The sequence below is a fragment of the Dyadobacter diqingensis genome (genome assembly GCF_024220585.1).
GTDB lineage: Bacteria > Bacteroidota > Bacteroidia > Cytophagales > Spirosomataceae > Dyadobacter > Dyadobacter diqingensis.
On record NZ_JAMXKF010000002.1, the window covers coordinates 173,110 to 198,001 of the forward strand.

At 46.5% G+C, this 24,892-nt stretch carries 7 protein-coding genes; all 7 read right to left on the reverse strand.

The annotated features are described in order from the left end of the window. Window positions 1-66: 66 nt before the first annotated feature. A complete protein-coding gene (locus M1L62_RS06520) occupies window positions 67-771 on the reverse strand; it encodes a hypothetical protein (RefSeq protein WP_254412221.1) in 705 nt (234 codons plus the stop codon). After that, window positions 743-7,570 (reverse strand): fibronectin type III domain-containing protein, encoded by a 6,828-nt coding sequence (locus tag M1L62_RS06525; RefSeq protein ID WP_254412222.1) that lies wholly within the window; start codon window positions 7,568-7,570, stop codon window positions 743-745. The genes M1L62_RS06520 and M1L62_RS06525 overlap by 29 nt, the downstream gene beginning before the upstream one ends. Before the next feature lie 34 nt (window positions 7,571-7,604). Continuing rightward, the gene (locus M1L62_RS06530; RefSeq protein ID WP_254412223.1) at window positions 7,605-7,883 is read right to left on the reverse strand and encodes a hypothetical protein; all 279 of its coding nucleotides are present in this window, start codon (window positions 7,881-7,883) and stop codon (window positions 7,605-7,607) included. An 88-nt stretch (window positions 7,884-7,971) separates the two neighbouring features. Continuing rightward, window positions 7,972-14,226, reverse strand: a complete 6,255-nt coding sequence (locus M1L62_RS06535) for a fibronectin type III domain-containing protein (protein ID WP_254412224.1) — start codon at window positions 14,224-14,226, stop codon at window positions 7,972-7,974. 72 nt (window positions 14,227-14,298) lie between these two features. Beyond that, window positions 14,299-16,125: a hypothetical protein gene (locus tag M1L62_RS06540; RefSeq protein ID WP_254412225.1), complete on the reverse strand. Its 1,827-nt coding sequence runs from the start codon at window positions 16,123-16,125 to the stop codon at window positions 14,299-14,301. Window positions 16,126-16,215: 90 nt separating this feature from the next. Beyond that, the gene (locus M1L62_RS06545; RefSeq protein WP_254412226.1) at window positions 16,216-23,328 is read right to left on the reverse strand and encodes a T9SS type A sorting domain-containing protein; all 7,113 of its coding nucleotides are present in this window, start codon (window positions 23,326-23,328) and stop codon (window positions 16,216-16,218) included. A 12-nt stretch (window positions 23,329-23,340) separates the two neighbouring features. After that, a complete protein-coding gene (locus tag M1L62_RS06550; RefSeq protein ID WP_254412227.1) occupies window positions 23,341-24,621 on the reverse strand; it encodes an SGBP N-terminal domain-containing protein in 1,281 nt (426 codons plus the stop codon). Between the last annotated feature and the right edge of the window lie 271 nt (window positions 24,622-24,892).

The window sequence follows — 24,892 nt, forward strand, 5'->3', positions numbered from 1 at the left end:
AACCTGATCCTTATACTACTATTTTTAAGACTTCAATCATCCCCTAAGCGTAGGCAAATCCCATAACTATTGTAACGGTTTGTAGTTGGTAGTATCCCTATTCTTCCAGTTTTCTCGTACTGTCGCTAAATACACCGAATCCCATTGCACCTGTGTCTCACAATCTGCGCAACCGGCATTGCCGGTCAAATCCGCAAAAAATCCCTCATTTATCTCCCATTCACCACTTTCCTTATTCTTCTTCAAATAACCTTTGAAAATATTATCAATCGCTATTTCGTGAAGCTTGGTGAAACTTGTAGGTGTCTTTAAATTCTCTGGATCACGAGGAATATACACGGTTGGACCGCTAAAAAAATACCATTGTTCCTTTATTTTGACTCCATAGAAATATTCGATTGCGTCCATTTTTGAATTATTAGAGTATCGTATGTATCTTGAAGTAATAAATTTGTTATTTGCTGTATTAATACATAATAGACTATCTGTGGTGGTTGAATAATTCTGATCATCATAATAAAAAGATTTCAACCTATTTTTTTTATAAAACTCAATACTATCGGCTAATTTCCTCTGAATTAAATGATATTCATTTTGCCCGATCATAGAGCGAGCGAATTTGTATAATAACTTCCTTCTTTCCAGTGCTTCTCTCCCATGATCTGCCAATTCACCCTTATCATTGGATGAACATGATGAAATAAACCATACAAGTACAACCAATACAACAAACGGGAAAACTTTATCTAGATTGAACATAGCCTTTTGCATCCTTTTCATTTGGTATTTCAAATATCCATCCATAATTACTAATACTATGACTATCTAAATAGCCTTTTGGAATTTTCTCTCCATTTCCATAGGTAGCTGGAATAAAGGCTCGTCTAGCGAAACCAATATTCCCGACCTCACATTGCGGAGCCACCCCGTCCTGATCCCAAACCGGGTCTGGTTGTCCTTGACCTCGATTGCTGCCGTACTGCCAAAGTTGATCTTTCCACTGAACGGGATCTACCTTGCCGTACGTTTCAGAGCAGCCGTTTTCAGGGGCGATAATGTAGTAACTACTCCAGGTAATTTTATCTTTCAAACTACTATTTGCTAATGCTGCGATCATCCCCTGCGCGTAAGCAAAGCCCATGGAGTGAGCTACGATGTCGATATTATAAGTCACTTTGGCATTGGCAGGCCTTTTTATACTAATCATTCTTGCTATCAAATCAGTAGCAGCCAATTTGCCATTTTCATACCTTATCTGGAATCCTGCATCGTTAGGCTGAGTATCCAGGGCAACGCAATCAGGATTCTCAGAGCAATTGATATGCGGATGCGTTTCGTTAAAGCTCAACAATGCTTTCGATAATGCATTTTCTTCCAAAGGAGTGAGAACTTCACCAATACTTGCAAAATGACCAACCAAATAACTTAATTGCTCTAAAAATGGTGATACCAACATGTTTTGTTGCGCCAGCAGTGATCCTAAAATTCCCGGAATAAATTTCTCTGACATCGAACGCGTTACATCACCTGCCACATTGTGATTAGAAGTAGTGATGCTATGATGCCCGTCAGCATAGTAGGTTACATCTGGTTTCCGTCTTTCCGAGAATTTAATATCCATAGACGATTTGTTCTCATCCGTTACCGGATCTGCCCCCCAATAGTCAGCTATTGAACTGGTGGTAATGATATTATTGGAATTATTATACTCCTTCGGCGAATTTAGCAATATCCCTGCTGTCCCTTTTCCATAAAATCGATACCCATTCGCAAAAATCATAATATTCTTGACAATTTCAGCATAAGCCGATTCTGGAAGCCAGCCTTCAATACAGTACTGCTTGCCTTGCAAGTCGATCCGTTTGTCTGTTTTGCACGGTATTCCCGAATAATCTTCTTTATAAAATCCGACAAACAGGCTATGGTTACAGGCGTTGAAATAGGGCCTGTATGTTCCTTCATACTTTTTGTCAGCTTGGTCGCTACTGGTTATGGTCAATTTCCAAACACCTGAAGATAACTGTTTCAGATCAAAACCTGCTTTGAGCTTGAAGGTGGCCTTACGACTGTTTTCGTCAAACTGAGCTGTCACATAACCTTCGTCTGTGATTCTGGCATTTGGATCAGTATTTCCTAAACGTAATGGAATGGCAAAACTACTGGTTTCTATGAGATAGGTTTCAGGCTCTTTAACAATTGCCGTAGCTGTCGCCGTAGCATTTTTGCTATCCTTCACCGTCAGCGTATAGTTTCCGGATTCGAGTTTGGTAAATGAAAGGCTTTCCTGGAAGGTTGTGCCATCCATGCTAAATTGGTATGGCGGAACACCTCCGGTGGCTTTAAGGTTAATGACTCCGTCGTCCAACTTACAGGTTGCATCGGTAACCGTGGCGACAAGGACTACTGGCTCAACCAGTATGACGTTCAACACATCATTCACCAATTGGTCGACCATTTGCTTGTTTACCAATTTATCGTTGAGGCTTTGAACGAGTTCGTTCCCTGTAATATTGACTGTCAGTGCATTTACTACATCCGAACATTTTCCCGCTGCCAGGTTACTGACCATTGCTTCCGTTATATCAGCAAGCATGATCCCCTTCGTTGACAAGGCAGCTTTTACTGCTTCAAGTTTTTGCTTCTCATTGCCCTTTAACACACTCAATGTCTCACAAATCAGGTTTTGAAGTAACACATTCGTAGCTTCCCGCTTCGAATATTGGCAGATCTCAGTTCCTTGCTCATTTTGATCTTCTTCTGTTCCCGCGATTCTGCCGTTACCTCTGAGCCCGGGTACAATAGTGATCTCTGTATCACAATAAGTCTGATCCCCAAAGGTACATCTGCCGTAGTAGGTCTTCGTAACCTTGTTATTAAGACGCACGGAAATATAGTCCATTTTATTTTTTCTATTTCCCAAAGTCCCGCTACCGCCAACTTTTGTATTCACATCTCTTCTCGCATCCGAATAGAGGCTAAATGATCCCTTGTTTTCGCTACAAACCTTGTCCACAAGTCCAATATTTTCAGGATCATACTCATATTCAACCGGCTCGACGTCGTAGATAGCAAAAACACCCAAATTTTTACTACCATTGTTATAAACAGTGGCAATAGAATATCCAAATGGATTTCTGGGAATGCCAAACTGTGCTGAATTTGTGCCAAACTGGTAGTAACTGCCGCAATCGCCGGACTGCTTAGGGTGCGCTGTCGATGGCGTGTTCGGCTGAAAATTACCTTCAACATAATCTATTGGTTTGTCTTTGAGAACAAGAATTGAAAAAGCAACAGTACACAATGCTCCCTCGGTTGTCGTGTTCTGAACCTCAAATGAATAAGTTCCCTCAAAAGCTTGCGGAGCAATCGAATAAACCCGCTCACCAGATTTTTCTGTACGCAGGAAAAGTGGCTTAGGAGTCTTTCCTTTGGGGAGGAATGAAATCGAATTCCCTCCCAGGATAGTAAACTCAATCAGAGTGTTAAGCGGAAAGTAATTGTATGCTTTGTTTGTGTATACAAAAATATTGCATGGGTCAATGGGATTAAGCGGCTCAGGTACCAGTTGGGTGACCTTAATTTTCCCCGTCTTAATTTCACCTGTCAGGCTGCAGGTAGCAGAAATGTTAAATGTCTTGTCTTTATCCGTTGCAGCATTAAAAGTAAGAATTGTAACACCCTCTTTACCCGAATTTACAGCAACACCTTCCTTCTTCCAGATAACAGGAAAATTCTCCACCCCGTTGCTGCATCCTGACGCCGATAAACTGGCGGTTGCTGAAGTGGCGTTCACCGGAATAGCTACGGTGCCCGGTACAGAAATTCCAAAAGGTAGACAAGGAATTGGAGACAGTGTGTTATAGATTTTTTTAGGCGTGTACAGATACTGGTAAGAACAATGCGTATCGTTACCATAAGAATCATTCCCCTTAAAATATGCTGTATAAATTTTGGGCGCATCCGGGATCGGGAATTCTCTGGGATTTTTCGATGAATTGTTATCCAGCCATCGAAAACCTATATTGTCTCCCGTTGACACTTTAAGTGTAAATGTTTTTGAAGTCTCTTTTAACAGCTCCACGGCCATGAAACACCCTGCTTTTTTGCCAGGCCGTCCCATAAAGCCAGTATCATATTGACAACCAGATGCTGTACAGGTTGCCTGCACCGAAAACCCTTGATCTACATCAGAGTAAAACACTGAATGTTTATCGGGGGAATATTCCTTTTTGATTTTGCCATCCTTGCCCGTTTCGCTCCATGTAATATCTCCGTCACACCCACTTGCTCTTACCGAAATATACCCCTTTGTGGTACTAATCGCGCTCCATGTCAGAATAAAATTATCACAACTGACATTAACCTTATCGCTTTTAGCTACACAAACGTCCCCGTCAGCTTCTGTGCAAGTCAAATTATACTCCGTTGTTATTTTTGGAAAGACGATTGCTGCCGAATGCGAACTTACAATCTGACCCGATGGGTAACCATCTCGCCACTCGGTTTCACCAAAACAACCATTGCTTCTCAACAATACCGGGTCTCCATATTTCACCAAGACTGGCGTTGCAGTCACCACAATACCCTCGCATTTCTTGTCAACAATCACCGTTTCCTGTTTCGAGCATCCGGCATGTTCCTTCTGTCCATTTTCAAGTAGTTTATCCAAAAGACAGACAACCTTATAGGTTGTTGTTGCCTGAGGAGTAACCGTGATATCCTCCGTACGTCCTATAGTAGCGTTGGAACCATCTAACCACTCCACTACACCGGGTTTATTGAATTCGTCTGCGCAGCCATACACAGTGAGTGTTACCGGGGTGCCAGGCATAACACGCAGACTGGATGCAACCAGGCTTATTTCACAAACCGTACCAACATTAAACTGTCCCGAGACCTCTTCACTAAAGACCCCATCATCGCCATAAGCCATAATCCGGTAAGGGTAACTCCTGTTACGGTCCAATCCACCAATATCGACCTGATTTGTAGTCGGATATACGGTATTTTCTATTCCGTTCTGGTCCACATAAACCAGTTTATAGCTACGGTGGTCTTTGTTGGCATCCCAGGTTATTCTTACAACCTTGGAATCATCAGTCTTCGGCGCATATTGCAAATTCTGAGGATTACCGATTCTTCGTTTGATTGTCTGGAACACATCTTGCCCATAAGTAGCAATTACTTTATCTCCGTCGTACGCCAATATCCTGTACTTATATTCCATCCCTTCCCGCAAACGCGACAAATCAATTACCGGGCTTTTTACAGTTTCCTGAAGAACAGCCCCGTCTTTATCCTGGTACTCGATGATGTATTTGCTCGCCGTGCCACCAGACGGAACGCCGCCGAGCGTCGGCCCACCCGACAATTCCCAATTAATACGTGCTGATTTGTTGTCAATACCACTCACCTGCACGTTACGAATCGCAAACACCGGATTGCCGGGGCCGCTGCCTGGTTCGCCTGACGGACTGTCCTTCTTTAACGCATCCAGTTTACTGATCAGGTCCTGATATTTTTGGGTGATGCTGTCCACTTTTGGACTTCCTGCCATCAATTGGTCGGTTATGGTTTTCAGGTCCGTTAGAATGTCCGTGATCCGAGGATCTGGATTACCCCCTTCCGACGGATCGCCGCCCGACGGAACGCCGCCCGCATCCACAAGTGCTTTCCGGATCTCTTCACTCGCCTGAAGAATCGCAGCCGTGTACGTGCAGAAAAGCGAAGCCGTATCGGAGATCGTTTCATAACCAGCCAGTGCTCCCGCAAGCGTTCCTGCATAAGCGGCCGGGTCTGTCTGCTGTGCCAGCGTGCTTAAAAGCTTACTTTTCGCCGCCGCTACTTCCGACTGTGGAACGTTCAGCAAACGAAAGTTCGTTGCTTCATATACGCAGCCGCCATTGCCATCGTCGCTTCGGATGGCCTTTACACCACTGAATTCTGCCAAAGCCAGGGTTCCCTCCATAAACGGAAGACGAACCAACCCTTTCCCGCTAAAACTTTCGGAGCCGCTTACTTCGGTTATAAAAACAGCAAAATCATAAATCCCCAATACATCCCCGGTTTTCAGGTTTGCCAGCTCAGTGCCGCCGGTTGGCAAAGGCACCATAGGATGCTCCGGACTGCAAATCGAAAAGGCACTGCTTTGCAGCGTACAGCCAGGAAGTTTCAACTTTCCGGTAGTATCAGACGGAACCGTACCATCTGTTCCCGGAAAATTGGAATAATAATCTGCCAGCTCTCCGGGTGTGACCGCCGTACAACCCGAAACCTGAACAGGGATTTGCATCGGATCTGCCAGCACGATGGGAAGGTCTTCCAAGTCGTCACTTTCATCCGTAACCTCAAAGGTTTGAACATGGTCGGGGACTATATCCGTACAACCCGATTGAATGGCAAACTCGTAACTACCCAAAGCAAGGTCTGTAATCGATGCTGTCGTTGCTGAAACGATTTGGGTTGTCCATTTAGTGTCACCCGTTTTTCGGTATAACACTTTATAACTGTCCACGTCTGCCGCCGCCTCCCAATTCAGTTGGAGCCTCCCCGGCCCCGTTTCGGTAATCACAAAACTTTCCGGAGAGACACATTCTTTACCATAACGGAACCAGTTCACCTCACTGCGGCCTTCGTTTACAAAAACGACCTCATTCCCATCCGTATCAAACTCATGCACCGTAACCCGCGCCGCATAACGGGCGCCACGCTCCAAAGCACCGATCAGGCTATTTCCGATACCCGTATTGCCCGGATAAAAAGTACCCGGGTTACCTTTGTCATCGATCACAGGGTTTACACAGGCATCCAGTGCTTCTGTGGGCTCATACCCGTCCGGCACTTTGCAGACTTTCAGGTCGTACGTCGTGATATTGCCCGGCATCCGGTAATGACGAGGCATCCACTGGATATTTACCCTTTGCGGCTCGGTCATCGGAACGCCGGCCGTCGTCAGTTCTGCCCCGTTGAAAGGAATGTTGATGATTGGCGGCAAAGGGGTGGTAATACTGAAATAGGTTTCACCGATGTTGGAGACCTCACGACCCGTGCCCGCTTCCAATGCCTGCACCCGGAAGGTGTAAAAGCCTTCGGGTAAGTTTGTCCGTAATGGAGAGTTCCCGAGTCCCTGCTCCTCGATTAAATCCTGACGAAAATAATCGTGTTGCAGGTCCAGGCCACTAAAACGCCGGATCATGCCCCTGTCCAGTGTAATCAGGTTCGCCGGGATATACCCGTCCATGCTTGACACCCGAACGCCAGTACCCTCCATACTCCACCTCAGATAAACCTGAATGCTGTTCTTGGTCAGATCTTTCAGGAGCAGATTTACCGAAAGGGCAGTGCTGCTCGAAAAATAAGACGATAGCCGCTGGTTGGGCTGCGCTACAATGAACGCCTGGGCTGTGACCGGGTAATTCTGGTCGGTGGACTGGGCACGCACATCCCTGAAAAACAACAGGACTGTCAACAATAACAACAAGGCGCGAACGAAACGGTAGTGCATGAGCGTAATATTATTTTTTATATAATTCCTGGGCCTTGTTACGACCCGTTGTTTTTTACTGATCATCCGGATTTAAAAGGCCGAATGAAGACTTTGCAAATCAATCTTTTACATGAATTGTTTTATATCCAATCGCGCTTTGACTCGGACTTATGCTCACTCCTTCATAGTCACAACTGGTGATTTGCAATCTGAAAGGCTTATTCTTCTCCACATGATCAGTACCGATAAGCACCGGTGCGATATATTCAAAGGGTTTGCGATCTTGATAAGAAATCTCAGCAACATCATCGAATATCATAACATCGCTATCTTCCTCATTGCAGGAAAATAAAAGTGCCGCAATCAGAACCGAAAAGGAGATTTTAATAGCTTCCATTATTCTTATTTTTAATTGTCAAAAACTATTTGAGAAAATCTAATGCTCTTTGACCGCTAATGCGACTAAAGAGCATTAGACTTTCTCATCAATCAATTTTACATCCTCCCCCATTAGATCCGGAACAGGATATCTTGCCGTCTTGTGCACTCACATAAAAACCTGGATTATCGTCACCCCAAGTGTTACGGATGATTTCTTGTTTTCCCTCACATGATATGTAACTCACCATCCATTCGGAATTTTCATTTCCATTTGGCTTTATAAAATGAGATTTACATCCAGAATTTCCCCCTTCTTCACCCGGTCCGGGAGTGCGCTCTCGCGGTGTAATATTTATTGCAGCCTGGGGCCCACTACATCCATTATATGTACAACTTACTGAGACATGCGTCTCCGACAGTATATTCACTACATTTTGTGAGGCACTTCCTATATTCGATACATCACCCGATGGACTCCAATTGTAAACACTCCCCTGAGGACAACCGGAGGCTGTTAATGTCGCTGAGAATCCTTTTATTACAGAAGTTGGCCCAGACAGAGACGGAGCTGATGGAGGAGTGCACTTAATAACATTTACTGTAAAAGTAGAAGAGTTACTGCAAGTAGATTGAGAGCAATTGGCAACAAAGGTCATGTTATTATCAGGCCTGTAATTGCCGGGAGACCCAGCACTCCAACTCAGTTGTCCTAATAAACAAGAGGCTCCGACCTGAATACTTTCACCTTGATTTATGGTAACATTGTCCTGATAATTAGAATTTCCGTTAATGTTAAAGACCGGACGACTTACAAAACAAGGCAAAGTCAAACGAACAGATGCTTGGTCACTGTTTTGACTAGTACCGCATTCATTCGTTACGGCGCATGTCGCCGTGAATATTCCCGCTTTATTAACACGAATACTGCGCTCCGTTGAACCATTACTCCACTGAACTGATCCGCCTTCACAACCTTGGGCAACCAAGGTTCCCCAGGCAAGATAATCAATTGTAATATCTTCAACAGCAATCCAGGGTGTCGACGGTGGATTGCAAATCTTTATATGCACAGTTCCGCCATCGCTGTTGCTGCTACTACCACAGGCATTACTAACGGTGCAGGTTGCGGTGTAATAGCCCTCCTGGTTCACGCCAATGCCACGGTCGGTTGAACCTGTATTCCACTGGATAGAACCACCATCGCAACCATTAGCAGTCAGCGTTCCCCACGTGCCAGAAGTGATTGTGATGTCATCAACAGAAATCCATGGCGTAGATGGCAGATTACAAGGTACATTCTGAACATTTACAGTGCCGCCGTCACTGCCGGTACTGCTGCCGCAGTCATTGCGAACTGTACAGGTGGCCGTATAATACCCGCCCTGGTTCACGCCAATGCTACGGTCGGTTGAACCAGTATTCCACTGGATAGAACCGCCATCGCAACCATTAGCAGTCAGTGTTCCCCAGGTGCCAGAAGTGATTGTGATATCATCAACAGAAATCCATGGCGTAGATGGTGGATTACAAGGTGCATTCTGAACATTGACCGCCCCGCCGTCACTGCCGGTACTGCTGCCGCAGTCATTGCGAACTGTACAGGTGGCCGTATAATACCCGCCCTGGTTCACGCCAATGCTACGGTCGGTTGAACCAGTATTCCACTGGATAGAACCGCCATCGCAACCATTAGCAGTCAGTGTTCCCCAGGTGCCAGAAGTGATTGTGATATCATCAACAGAAATCCATGGCGTAGATGGTGGATTACAAGGTGCATTCTGAACATTGACCGTCCCACCATCACTGCCGGTACTGCTGCCGCAGTCATTGCGAACTGTACAGGTGGCCGTATAATACCCGCCCTGGTTCACACCTATGCTGCGATCGGTTGAACCGGTATTCCACTGGATAGAACCGCCATCACAACCATTAGCAGTCAGCGTTCCCCAGGTGCCAGAAGTGATTGTGATATCATCAACTGAAATCCATGGCGTAGATGGTGGATTACAAGGTGCATTCTGAACATTGACCGTCCCGCCGTCACTGCCGGTACTGCTGCCGCAGTCATTGCGAACTGTACAGGTGGCCGTATAATACCCGCCCTGGTTCACACCTATGCTGCGATCGGTTGAACCGGTATTCCACTGGATAGAACCACCATCGCAACCATTAGCAGTCAGTGTTCCCCAGGTGCCAGAAGTGATTGTGATATCATCAACTGAAATCCATGGCGTAGATGGTGGATTACAAGGTGCATTCTGAACATTGACCGTCCCGCCGTCACTGCCGGTACTGCTGCCGCAGTCATTGCGAACTGTACAGGTGGCCGTATAATACCCGCCTTGGTTCACACCTATGCTGCGATCGGTTGAACCGGTATTCCACTGGATAGAACCGCCATCACAACCATTAGCAGTCAGCGTTCCCCAGGTGCCAGAAGTGATTGTGATATCATCAACAGAAATCCATGGCGTAGATGGTGGATTACAAGGTGCATTCTGAACATTGACCGTCCCGCCGTCACTGCCGGTACTGCTGCCGCAGTCATTGCGAACTGTACAGGTGGCCGTATAATACCCGCCTTGGTTCACACCTATGCTGCGATCGGTTGAACCGGTATTCCACTGGATAGAACCGCCATCACAACCATTAGCAGTCAGCGTTCCCCAGGTGCCAGAAGTGATTGTGATGTCATCAACTGAAATCCATGGCGTAGATGGTGGATTACAAGGTGCATTCTGAACATTGACCGTCCCGCCGTCACTGCCGGTACTGCTGCCGCAGTCATTGCGAACTGTACAGGTGGCCGTATAATACCCGCCCTGGTTCACACCTATGCTGCGATCGGTTGAACCGGTATTCCACTGGATAGAACCGCCATCACAACCATTAGCAGTCAGCCTTCCCCAGGTGCCAGAAGTGATTGTGATGTCATCAACAGAAATCCATGGAACTGATGGCAAGTTACACGGCACCACTGGCTTGTCATATACCGAAACCGTAATACTCGCACCAGCACTCTCTACTCGCTCATTCACACACTTTGCCCAATAAGTAGTATTTTCATATTGAACCCTTTCACCGCCTCCATAACCCACCGGAGCAGTCCATACGAGCGTACCGCTGCCGCAAGTCCCGTGCACATTCGCAGGACTTCCTTTTTCAATACTGGTACTTGTAGCCGACAACTGAGGCAAATTCGGTGTCGGAACATACACCGCAACCGTAATACTTACCCCCGCACTTTCAAAACCCTCATTCACACACTTCGCCCAGTAAGTCACGTTATCCTGTTGCAGCCATTCACCACCGCCAAAACCGACAGGTGCTGTCCAGACCAGGGTTCCTGACGGGCACGTGCCGAACACGTTTGCCTTGCTGCCTTTCACGATACTTGTATTCGAAGCTGATAGTTGCGGAGCACCCGGTGTCGGAACATACACCGAAACCGTAATACTCGACCCGCCACTTTCAACACCATCATTCACACATTTCGCCCAGTAAGTGGTCGTTTCATTTTGCGTACGTTCACCGCCTCCGTAACCAACAGGAACGGTCCAGACCAATGTCCCGCTGGCGCAGGTACCCGTTACATTTACCTTGCCTCCTTTTACGATGTTGGTGCTGGAAGCGGATAGTTCCGGTGCTCCCGGCGTTGGAACGTAAACAGAAACCGTTATGCTGCCACCCCTTCCTTCAACACCTTCATTCACACACTTCGCCCAGTAAGTGGTATTCTCGTATTGTACCCTTTCACCGCCGCCGTAACCAACCGGAACCGTCCAGACCAGATTTCCAACCGGGCAATACCCCGACACACGCGCCGCAGTACCCTTTACAATATTCTGATTATCGGCCCGGAGCTCTGGTGCACCGGGTGTAATGACGGTACTTCTCGACGCCCAGTCTGAATAACCATTATCATACCGGTTATGCGAAATGACCTGATAGTAATAAGTGATGCCTTCCGTCAAATTATTGTCATGAAAGGATGTGATGTTAGCGCCCACATTACCGACTGTCTGTGCATTGGCAAACGTTGGCGAGGTGGACCTTAAAATGGTAAACCCGTCTTCATTACCTGAATTATCCTGCCACGTCAATGTCAGAAAGTTGGTTCCGGCACCGGAAAAAGCCAGGTTTGTCGGTGCTGCCGGTGGGAAGTATAAAACGTTGATGGTGATCGAACTTTTCGACAGACTTTGGCAGCCCGTCGCATCGTTCCAGCAAATCGCCGCATAACTGGTTGTTGAAGCCAGCGTCACCGTAGACTGCGGAACGCCGCCCGGAGGCAAATTCTCCCACACCAGACGGTCACCATTGGCGCAGTTTCCACCAATGGTAACACTGCCGTTTTTATCAATGGTGTTATTGGGCGCATTGGAATACAGGTTCGGAGCAGCAGGTTCGGGATTAACGCGCAGCGTTTTCGCCGCTTCCGGACTCAGACAGCTATTAAGGTTACAACGAACCAGATAAGTAAAATCAGTAGCCTGGTTTACGTTTGAAAAACTGGCATGCTGTACCCGCTGATCTGCGCCGGAGCCATCAAACGAACCGTCGCCCGGATTTTTCCATTCTATTTTCCCTACACAGTTATCGGCACTCAGATCCGTGCTTTCATAACGACAAAAAGCATCGCGCCCCGCAATCAAAGCGGGTTTCGGCAGTGATTCATAAACCGTGATCTTTAAAGAATCAGAGCTGGCAGAAACGCAATATTTATCCCGACATTTAACCGTATAGGTAGTAGTAACCGCAGGTTTAACTTCCAGACTGGCACCCGAGGCACCGGTACTCCATATCAGCGCTTTGTCGGTACATTGAGAAGCCGAAAGTTTTGCCGGAAAATCACGGCAAACGCTGTTACCATACACATCCGCCGAAATCACAGGCTTTTCAGTTGATTTTGTTTGAATCAAAAACTTGCTGTCGGTTACGTTGAAAGCCAGTTGTGAACCCGTCGAAAGTAGATAGGGACCAGAACCATAATTGCCCTGCTCGGTGTCCTTGACAAATACTTCGTAACGGTTATTGGTATACCGAAAGCTGTACCGGAGCAAAGGCGCATCAGACTTTGAGTTTTCCCCACACCAGGGCATGGCTATTTTTCCAAGCATCGAAGCCGTTACCTGGCCATTACACGAATAATTGGCAGTCAGGTTATCCAGCGACATATCATATTTGTTGATCTCGTCGGTATAACCCTCTTTAAGTGTGTAGACATTTTCCGCTCCAACACTTCCGAGTAGCCCCTTCGCATCCATGAAAAGATTTTTTCCGGTGGCCGGTGCCACGTTTCCCATCGCCAACGTTGCAGCAGAGCGTAATTTGAAAAATGCAGGAAGCCTGAGTTTAAAAGTCGGAAAGGCGATACCCTGCCAGCTTTCGGCCGACACCTGCGCACAGGAAGGCAGATTGGCCGGGTTGCGAAGCATACTTAAATCAATTTTTGCCAGGTTGTCACTACCAAAATGAAACCCAAGGTCAGGGTAACTCGCTGCGTGAAACGCGGATGCAACCTTGGCGTCAATAAAAATATCTTTCCAGTCAGAAGTCTGCTGACCGGTAAAAACGAGCAGCAAAGGTTTGCCATCAGCCACCTTCTTTCCATCCGCAGTCTCTTTTTCAACAAGATTATAAGCTTTTACAAAACCGGATAAAGAAAACGTATTAAAGGCACCGCAGGTAAAACTTAGTTTGGAATCCGCACCCAGCCCCATCGTCAGATTACTGCCAAAACCCGGCAGCGCAAACTCAGCGAAAGATGTTTGCCCTCCCAAAAGCTTGCCAGGATCATCCAGTTCCGAAGATTTGGCATCACCCAATGACGTTTTTAATATGGGAAGATCACCTGCAAATCCGCTTTTACCCGACACGGCGATGTCGTTAGAACCAAAATAGAGATTTGTTTGGGAATCTGGCAAGGCGTTGCCCGGCAAAGCGTTGCCCGGCAAAGTAAACCGGCATCCCATGCTCAGCGTTGCACCCGTCGGCGTAAAACGCATGCCCATAATAACAATGTCATAATCATGTCCGCTGATCCTGCTTCGAAACACAACAGGCAAACTGGTGATCTCTTTCAGCAAGGAAGGGATGTTCAGCCCACCGGTTGTAACCTGGATGATCCGCCCCTGCGCCACAGATGCAGCCATGGCCGCATCAATCTCTGCCTGACTTGGCTGTCCGGCCAGGGCATGTTCACGGATAAAAAAATGTCGTCCGTCACGCAGGGCGGCAGGAAGGTTTTCATCCTTTGTAAAACCCGGTTTGTGTTCAGCAGTTCTGCTATACGCTTCCGCCAAATTTGTTTTGAACAAAGCAGTTAGAAGGCAGAGCAGCAAAATAAATGATCTCATTAGTATGTGTTTACCGGTTGGATTATCTGTTGAATTGAATTAGATGGTCACAAGTTTTTCTCTGGTCATACCCTACAAAACCGAGAAATTATAAACCAGCCCCAGCGTGGCCGTAATCTCCTGGAATGACGGGATATACCGTTCTGTGCTGACGTTCCTGCGGTTCAGGTAAATGATGTTGGTGGTCAGGTTCAGTTGCCGGGTCAGACTGGCAGAAACACCAGCCCTGAGATTCAGCATTGATTGCGAGACTTTGTCCATTTTGCCGGACGTGTAAGTACCGTTGAACTGGGTTTTCCATTGGATCCCGTCCTGATTTCCAAACCCTTTCCCAAATCCCAGCGACGGCCCCCATTGCGTGCCTGTCAACCCGGAAATATCACTATCGGAATAATATAGCGAAACAGATATGTTCATTTTCAGCGGTTTTACACCATAGCTGTAATCCAGCGAAGTATTGCTCAAATTGTTTTTAACTTTCAAATTGCCCTGGTTGTCGCTGCCGCGTTGCATAACCAGATTCAACCCGATATTTTGGGTGATATCTTCATTTTTGGAAGGCAGAACCACATTGACACCCGCCTGAATGTTCTGGTTGATCTGTTTAAAATTGAGTGTATCGAGCGCCTGATAAGGAGTGATCTGTTTGAGGTAATCGTACGTTGGCCTCAGATTTGAGAAACTCGTAAAATTCGAATAACTCAGCATAGTCGTTATCCATTCAGCCGGCACGTAGGTGACATTCAGAGCTCCTACCCAGCGTTTGAGGGTTTTCAACTTTTGCTTTTGTACGTTATCGTGCTGAATACCAGCATTGGCACTGACATTCAGCTTGCCCGCAAGCAGCTGTCCCGCTATTTTACCCGCATAAGTTTCCAGATCATTGGCAAAATAATAAGCGCCCAAAGTCCGGTAACCCGGGTCAATCCTGCTATACTCAATGCCTGTATTAAAACCCTTGCCCCGATACGTAACCGCCGTTTTTATCGCCTTTTTATATTCGGTTGAACTGCCCGGGCTGATCGTCCCCAGGTAACTGCTGACGATATTGGACTGCCTTTCCAAGCGTGGCGCGCGGGTATCAAGGGTAACTGCTGAAACCGCAATTTCTGCATCAACTACCCATTTCTTTTGTATCACCTTAGCACCCTTTAAAGAAACAACCGCATTTTGCTCCGGTGAAATATGATAATCGTCCAGGGTATAGGGCAACGAACTCAGTTTATCAGAAGCTGTAAAAAAGATCAGCTCCACTTTATCTTCCTTCTGTCGGTAACCAAGCTGAAGGCCGACTCCGGATCGTTTGTAGGACGGAATGTTGTTGGAAGTATAATAGGAGCTGTCCACCCTGATAGCCCGGCGAAGATTACCCAGCATTAACCCAAAATAGAATGGATTTTGCTTTGATTTATATTCAAGCCCTACACCGTCATAACGATGCCCGGCCAGTGTAAACGGAGAGAAATTCATGCTGCAAACACCCACCTGAAGCGTAAAGCCTTTGTAGGTCGGTTTTAGCACAAACCGGTTGAAAGGCTGCATAAACTGGTATTTCCGGTCAAACGGATGTGACCAGTTTATGTTCTGATTCGACAAACTGAAACTGACAGGCATCTTAATTTTGCCAAAAAGATCAACATTCAGATTACCCGTAAAAAGCGTATTAAACGGAATACTTCTGCGGTCGGTTATACCAGCCGCGTGGTAGTATACGAAGTTAGCCCCGGCCATCCCTGAAACTTTAATTCCCTTTTTCAGCTCGTTTTTTACCGAAATATTTTTTAGCTCACCGAGTTTTTCTAAGCCCAGCGGCGAACTATTCTGCGCCCAACATTCCACAGGATCACCTACTGAAGAAATCAGCAAAAGCAGTATGAGTACATGTATAATTTTAGCCATAATTGATTTTTTTTAAAAGAGAAAATTTAGACTGGGGAAGTCGCACTGCCTCAGTGCAACCGCCAACAGCTAATAGCCAACCGCTAATGTTCAATTCATCATCAGTACCCTTTTAAACAGTACCGACTTGCCCGCCTGAATGGTGACCACGTAGGTATCCTGCATAAAATCTCTGAGGCTTATTTCAAAAGTGTACTCCTTCTCCCCTTTCTTTTCCTGTTTCAAAACCGGCGTGTTTGTACTCGAATTCGAGATGGATAACATCACATCACTGACCTTGGCCAGTTTTACCGACACGGTGAACTTCCCGAAATTCGGGTTGGGATATACGAGCATTTCCTGCACGATATTGATTTCCTGATAATGAAGCAGCGAATCCGTCTGATCGATATCTTCCTTGTCAAAAATCTTGATGGTCCTGATTTTCGTATTGATACAATCGCCTTTTCTGGCAGTCATCTTAATCGGATATTCCCCTTTTTCGATCACAGCAAACGACAGTTTTGTGATCTCGTTCAATATCGTCTGGGCTTGTGCCGGCAGCTCCCAGATGATCTCATCCGGTGCAGGTTTTGAAATATCCAGCACCTTCACCGTATCTCCGACAAAAGCCTGAACCGTCATCAGAAAATCAGCTTTTAAAGCGTTGTTATTGTTTTCAAGCCTATATTCCCGACTTACAGAACAGCCCGTTTCATTGGTTACGACCACCTTATACATACCAGGCTCCACAGCATTGAGGCTTTGCTGATTTTTGGCTTCGGCAATAACCTGTTCCTTGTAATACCAGGTGACAAATTTGCCGGGATTCCCTGCATCCAGCACAATTTCCTGGCCCTTGCAAACCGCCTCTGTGACCGGAAAACTGATGGTATTGAATTTTTCCGGCGCCGGCACGTTGACCGACGAAACCGACAGACAGCCGTTCGCGTCCCGTGCATTTAATATATATTTACCAGCAGACAGGTTCTTGAAATCCCAGACATCCCCGGTGTTAACAGCTGCTCCCGCATTTTGAGGTGCGCTAACCGTGTACGGCGCAATTCCACCGGCCAGTTTCATGGAAATGCTTCCGTTATTATCACCATCACAAACAGGCCCCTTCCAGCTCACCTGACTTAAAAGCGATTTTGGCCAAACCAGTTTTACACTGGTAACGGTGTCTTCACATCCCCTGCGATCCACCACCTTGAAGGTGTATTCAGCCTGTGTCAATCCTTCGAATGTGCCGTTCTTTTGCTGCGTTACATTATCTTTCCAATAGGTATAAGTGCCGTTTCCACCCGTTGCGGCCAGTATAATACGCCCATTTTGCTCACCGGCGCAAAGCGGGTCCGTCTTACCTGTCAAACTCAAATCCAGAACGGCTGGCTGGGTAATGCTTAATGACGTCGTCTGCAAACATGCCTTGGTATCCTTTACCCAGAATTTGTAAGCTCCCGCCGCCAGGTTTTTAAAGGTGCTGTCGGAATAAAACTGCGTTCCATCCTGAGAGTAGACATAACCGGGAGTACCGCCGCTGGCCAAAATTCGGATACTACCGTTTTTCTCACCGTAACAACGTACTGTATCCTGATTCACAGCCAGCAGTCTCACCGCCGTTGGCTGAATAACCTCCACTTCTTTTGTCAGCACACAGCCCTTTGTATCTTTGATACGGACCGTGTAGGCACTGGCAGTCAGGTCGGCAAAAGTGCCATTGTCAGCATAAGCCCCGCCGTTTAAAGCATACAGATAAGATGGCGTTGCACCCTCCGCAGATACTTCCAGTTTACCGGTTTTATCACCGAAACAATTGTTATTGGTAACAGTTACTTTGCTTACCAGCGCCGTTGGCTGCGATAACAGCACATCCAGTTTGTCAATGCAACCGTGCTGGTCTTTTATTTCAATCGGATATGTTTGCGATTTTACATTAGCAAAAGTGAACAGATTATTCACGGCGTTAAAGTTCTGTCCGTTGAAAAGCGCCTGATATCCCGGACTTCCCCCGCTTACTTCCACGGTAATTGTCCCGCTTGATTCTCCAAAACAGGCCGGCATGACCGTGGCATATTTCGACTGGATTTTCGACGGCCATTTCAGTTCGACCGTTTTCATACTCGCACTGCATCCTTTACGGTCTTTGACGGTGATGGAATAAACCGATTGCGTCAGTCCTTGAAAAAGGCTCGTCGGCTGGCTGACCGCATTATCAAGCGTATAAATATAACCGGCATTCCCTCCTTTCGCAGCCACCTGAATACTGCCATCTTTGCCTTCAAAACACAACGGATCTGTCTGAGATACCAATCCCAGTTCCAAAAGCGCTGGCTGAGCAATGCTGAGTTCGCTGGTTTTCAAACAACCCTTTACATCACGGGCGTAAAATTTATAGGTACCGACGGATAGGTTTTTAAAACTTGCATCCGGGAAATAATCTGTCCCGTTCATCGAATAAACATAGGAAGGTGTCCCGCCTCCCGCAACAACATTGACCACGCCATTAGCTTCCCCAAAACAGCGTATCGTATCCTGATAAACCGGCGTGATCGTCAACAAAGCGGGTTGAACAACTGGCACATTTTGCACGCTGATACAACCGTTTGCATCCTTAACATAAGCGTTATAAGTATTGGCGGTTAGTGAAGTAAATTTACCCGTCGAAACAAAATTTGCTCCGTCGATCGAATAACTGTATGCCGGCGTTCCACCGGTTCCGAACAATTCCAGTGCTCCGGTATTGTCACCATTACAGCTGTTATCGGTTTTGGTAAAACTGCTGCTGAGTTGCGTCGGCTGCATCAAAGTCACCCGAAGACTATCTACACAGCCCATCCGGTTTTTGGCATATAAGCGGTAGGTGCCAATGGAAAGACCGGTGAACGTGCCATCGCTGCCAAAAGACCCGTTATTGATAGCATAGCTGAAAGGGCCTACATTGTTGTCTCCCTTAATATTGATCACCCCACTGTTTCCACCGTAACACAGTACGTCCTGTTTGGAGACAATCTGTAAATCCGCACGGTTTTGTTCCTTGATTTCGATACCCAAAACGGTCTTGCACGATAGCGGGTTATCCTGGATCAGCAGGTTATATACATTTGGATGAAGATTGGCAAAACTCCGGGATGCCGTCAGCGGAGCTCCGTTTAACGAAAGCTGATATCCGCCATTCCCTCCACTGATGGCATTCACGTTCAGATTGGCGACGGGCGTTGTACAGCTAATCGGATCAATGGTATAGGATGCTTTGATACTGCCGGGCACGGTCAGATCCACTTCTTTTTTATAAGAACAAAGCTCATCCGCAACGGTAACGATGTAAGTTCCGTTTAAAAGTCCGCCAAAAGTAGCGTTACTTCCGAAACTGTTTTGAGAACTGATGCTGTATTGATAGGGTTGCTTCCCACCCGACGTGTTAATGATGCTGATCGTTCCATCCTGACTGTTGCAGTTGGAAGGCAGCGTTTTACTGACATCGTAGCGGATGTTTGTATTTTTCGGGATAATAGTTACCGGAAACTCTTTGGTACAACCCGACTGGTCACGGGCTGTTACGGTATAATCCCCGGCTTTCAGATTTTCAAAAAATCCCGTTGTATTTGTAACGGCGCTAATAGCATTGAATTTGAAATCAAAACCACCCAGAGCATAAGAAAAATTTCCTGTTGATCCGCTGGCAGACACCAGTGCTTCTCCTTTTTGGTAATATTCGCAGTCGACATCTTTTTTGCTGATCAACGAAACCACAATATCCGTGGGCTGCGATAAATTTATACCTGTTAACGTAAACTTGCAATTATTTGCGTCCTGACCATACACGGTATACGTTCCGGCAGACAGGTTACTAAAAACATCCGAAGCCTGAAATTTGGCGTTATCAACGGAAACCTGATACGGCGCTGTTCCGCCATTATTTTTTACTTCAATCCGTCCAATGTTGGCGTTGTAACAGCTCAGGTTCGTTTGCGAAGCCAGGGTTATTGTGTAAGCCTGCGCCGGCTGGGTTACCTGCGCAGTCACTGGCTTTGTACAGCCATTTCCATCTCTGATCACAAAACGGATGGCAGCACCGGGCAAACCTGAAAACGAAGGTGATACCTGAAAATTCACCGAGTCTCGGGCGTAACTATAAGGCGACACGCCACCTGTTGCAGCAAGCTGCACCGATCCGTCACTGCCTGCAAAACATTTTACCGCGGTTTGCGAAGCGATCGATGCGACCAATTCCGTGGGTTGTGTCAACGTGATACCATCCGTTTCCTTCACACATCCGTTAGCATCTTTCACCCATACTTTATAGGTACCGATCGGAAGTGAAGCAAAAGTCGCGGATGACTGATACGTCGTTCCGTTGACTGAATATTGGTAAGGTGCTGTTCCGCCCGAAGCCGCAGCCTGAATAATCCCGCTCTTTCCATTATAACACAATACCTGTTGGGAAGCTGAGACTGTGGCAGCAAGCGCGCTCGGCTGGCCAATGGTTACGTCCACAGTGCGGACACAGTTATTGGCGTCCTTCACATAAAAGGTAATGCTTCCGGCCGGTAAAGACTGAAACAGACCGGCAGTCTGGTAGTTTGTCCCGTCTTTTGAATAAGTGTAAGCGCCTGTCCCGCCTGTTGCCGCAACCGTCACCAAACCATCCGCTCCCCCAAAACATTTTACGTCAGACTTCGTGAACGTTGGTACAATCTGTGTTGGCTGCGTTACGCTTGTAATTGCCGACACCTTTTTACAACCGTTCGCATCCTGCGCGGTGACCTGATAGTTGCCAACAGGAAGACCATCAAAAATAGTCTGGGCTGTAAAATCAGTTCCATTGATCGCATACTTTAAAATCCCCGTCCCGCCCGATCCGGTTGCCTTGATCTGACCATTAGTTCCGGCAAAACAACTCACTGTTATACTGTTAACCGCACTGATTGTAATGTCGGCAGGTTGCAGGATATCCCCTTTAACCGTTGCCTTACAGCCGTTTGCATCTTTGATGGTGATCAGTTGATTACCCGAAGCAAGCGACGAAAAAGTGGGTGACGGCTGGAAATTTACGCCATCTTTGGAAAATTGATACGGGAATGTGCCTCCCAGTCCGGTTGCTGTCAAAGAACCATTTGAGCCTGCAAAACAGGAAACATCGGTTTTATTCAAAATAGAAACGGAGACCGCATCGGGCTGAGATACCGGCACCACAACAGATTCTTTAACACAGCCGGCGGCATCTTTTACCCATATTTTATAATTACCCAAAGCGAGGCCGCCGAAAATCCCCGATGAAACATACTGCGTTCCATTGATGGAAAACTGATAAGGCGCCGTTCCCGAACTCGCCGTTGCTTCCAGCATACCATCGCTTAACCCGTTACAGGACACCGCCTGTTTTAAGACAGCTGCAATGGTGAGATCTCCCGGCTGGGTGATTGTGGCATTAACCGAAATCGAGCATGTATTATCTTTTACGATAACCTTATAGGTATTGGCAGTCAGATTTGTAAAAACGTTAGAGGCCTGAAAGTTTACTCCGTTATCAATGGAAAATAGTAAGCTTCCGCTTACGACTGATCCCGCCGTTCCAATGGTTATTGATCCGGTATTACCACCAAAACAGCTGACATTCTGCTGACTTGCAATGGTCGCGAGTAATTTGCTCGTCGTTTTTATCGTATCAGAAACCGTGCCAATACAGCCGTTGTTATCTTTTACTTGAAAAGTATAAATGCCGGCAACCAGACCCGTAAAAACGTTGGAGGTTACATAAGTCGCTGCGTCTTTGGAATAGAGATAAGGCGAAGCGCCACCCGAAGCCTGAACGGTCAGAGAACCATTGGCTGTGGCCGAGCAGCTTTCATCTGTTTTGGCTGCCACCGAAACCTGCAAGGCCACGGAAGAACCAACGGTAACATTTCGCGTGGCCGTACAGCCGGAGGCATCCCGTACTTTGATCACATAATTTCCTGCTGCAAGATTGGAAAAAACATTACCTGAAACATATGCTCCTGAATTCAGTGCATATTGTAAAGGCGCAACTCCTCCCGTGGCATTAACGGTAATACCGCCCGAACTGCTCCCGCTGCATGCGATGTTACTCACAACCGGATTGATCGTGATGTCCTGCGCCACCTGAAACTGCTGGCGGGTATACAAAACCCCGTCGATCAGCACACTGACCCATTGAGGCCCCGATTGCATACCACTCCAGGTAACCGGCGTGCTATAATCCAGTCCGGCACTCGAACCGGGCGTAAGCGTACCGCTGGATGTTCCGTATTCTACAAAACGGCGCAGTTCATCCACCAATACGTTGTCCATATAGGCCCGGTAATAAACACCGTCGTAAGTAATTTTAAATTTTGAATTTGGATTTGAAGTATAAGTAACTGTATTGAAATTACCGCCAAGCGATGCTTTTTCGATGTTAAAACTGTTGTTTTTAACCTGTCGTATCGACATGGCTTTAAACCCGAATGACAAATCCCCTCCAACTACGCCACCGTCGTGACGGTATTCCAGCGAGATTGGGACCTGGCCGGAATAATGCGTTTTACTTTCCAGTTTTACAGCCGTGTTGGCGGTTATAGAACCGTTGGCATTGATGCTGTAAACGGGCCTTCCCTGGTAACCGTTGAAATTGATTTCATAACCGCCCGGATTGATGCCCGTGGCGCCATTCGTTAAAGGAGAGCCATTTAACAAAAAAGTACCGCCGGTTTGCGGGCTGAAAACATAATAACTCACAAGGCCGTGGGAATCAATATTAACAGGCGAACACTTTCCGACGGCAACCGCGCTACTTAACTTGGCATATGGCGGATACTGGTCATCCGGGCCGATTCCATTCCCTGCGGTGGCTGCTCCACCGGGGACTTCTACGTACACATAGTCGTCTTTGACGGTTTGCTGATAAGGTACCCCGCCACAGTCATCGGTAGTTTTAAATACGTCCCCGGGTTTCATAAGTCCGAAATCCATCTCAAAAGCCCAGTAACCACCGACAATAAACTTGGTGGTCAGCTGTGCAGGATTGACTGGAACATTGTTAATAAATAGATGGATCTGAGCGGGATCGCTGCACGGAGAGCCGTATACTTCCAGCTGCCGGTCTGTATATTTGATCGGGTTCATGAACAATTTGTTCTGAGCCCAGGTTTTGTTCACAAAAAATCCTGAAATAAGAAAAATAAAAACAGGAAGACGCAGTAATCCACCGCAGATTCGTTTCATAAAGAGTGTATGTTATTCTGTAATTGTTAGGGTATCGTCCAGATCCAGGTTATAAACCTCACCCGCTGAGTCGGTCAGAAAAATCACTTTGATCGTGTATCGGGACGCCTTCATATCCGCTGGCAAAACGATCGATAACCGCTTATCAGCCCGTGAATAAATGCCGTTCTGATAATATTTCACGCCCTTGCCCGACAATTCAACCTGATAAAAACGTGTCGTCAGTTTTTCAAATTTATCGGCATACATCCGAACCGTCTCTCCCGGTCTGAAAGTGGTTTTCGAATCGGCAATACCTTTGATAAACGGCAGTTGGTTATCGTAAATCCGGATATTTTCCGCTGCGGCTATGCTTGTGATCTGCTCACGCACGTTCACCAGATAAAGGGAATATGATCCCGCCGGAAGTTTGGCATCCGTGAAGAAAGATAATTTTCCGTTTTCTTTTTTGGCGGGATCCAGGGGAAATCGCAGCTGATCGGTGCGAAGTTCCAGACGATAATCGTAACGGGCCGGCGCAATAAAATTGCCCGTGATGTGAATACTATCGCCCTGCAAAATATTTTTAAACTTAACAGAAGTGATGTCAGGCGGCGGAATTTTCACCAGAAGCGTTTTTGCCGAAACCGTTTCTATTTTATTTTTAATGACTTTAATGAAATAGGAATCAGGGTTCGTTGCCGCCGGAATGACCAGACTTAACCGGGTGGAATCGAGCAGTTTGGATGGGATCGAAATTTCGGCACCCGAAGCGTTTTTGAATACCACCTGAATACCCGCTCCAAAACTACCGAAGTCTTTGCCTGAAACGAGCAGCGTTTCGCCTGCGCGGATGGTATCCCTGGAAAAACCTGTGATCAGCGCGGCTCCTTGTTTTTGGGAAGTTACGGATATCGTATAAACTTTCCTGGAACCATCCGAAGCCGTTACAGTGTAATACACTTGTTTTGTAAAATCCTGCGCCACAGAGGCCAGCGGGACGATCGACGCATCCGGGCTAATGGATACTTCCGGGTTCAGATCCGTTAATATCGTACCATAAGGGACGACGACGCTGATTATCCCTGAGGTTTCGTCAATGGAAACGCTGACGGTTTTTACTTTTGGAAGAGCAAACGAAATGATTTGCTTAAGGCCGGAAACTTCTCCGGGTTCTTTGCAGGAAAAAACAATAAAAATGAGCAAAGCCAGACTGCCAAGCTTTCGCAGCGCAGACAAGCGTTCTTTTTCTAAAAAGCAGCGGTAAAGTTTCACCGCCGATCCTGTTTTACGGAGAGGGTAAATTAGTTTCAAATGTATGTTAATTATAGTGCGTGTTGAGTACTTAAATTATTTTTAATGGTGTGTAATCGGGTTCTTTAAAGAAGACGGAGAGACGCGAAAGAGGTCACAGGAGTTTCAAAAAAATAAACAGACCAAGAGTCTGTTTAGTGAAGAAAATAATGTCATTTTATTACACAAGATACTAACTGACAAGACATTGTCTCAGTCAAAAAAAAACTTCTTTTTTTTGAAAAAAATTTACTCAAACTCAGAAAAAAAGAAAAAATCCCCGCTAACGTAT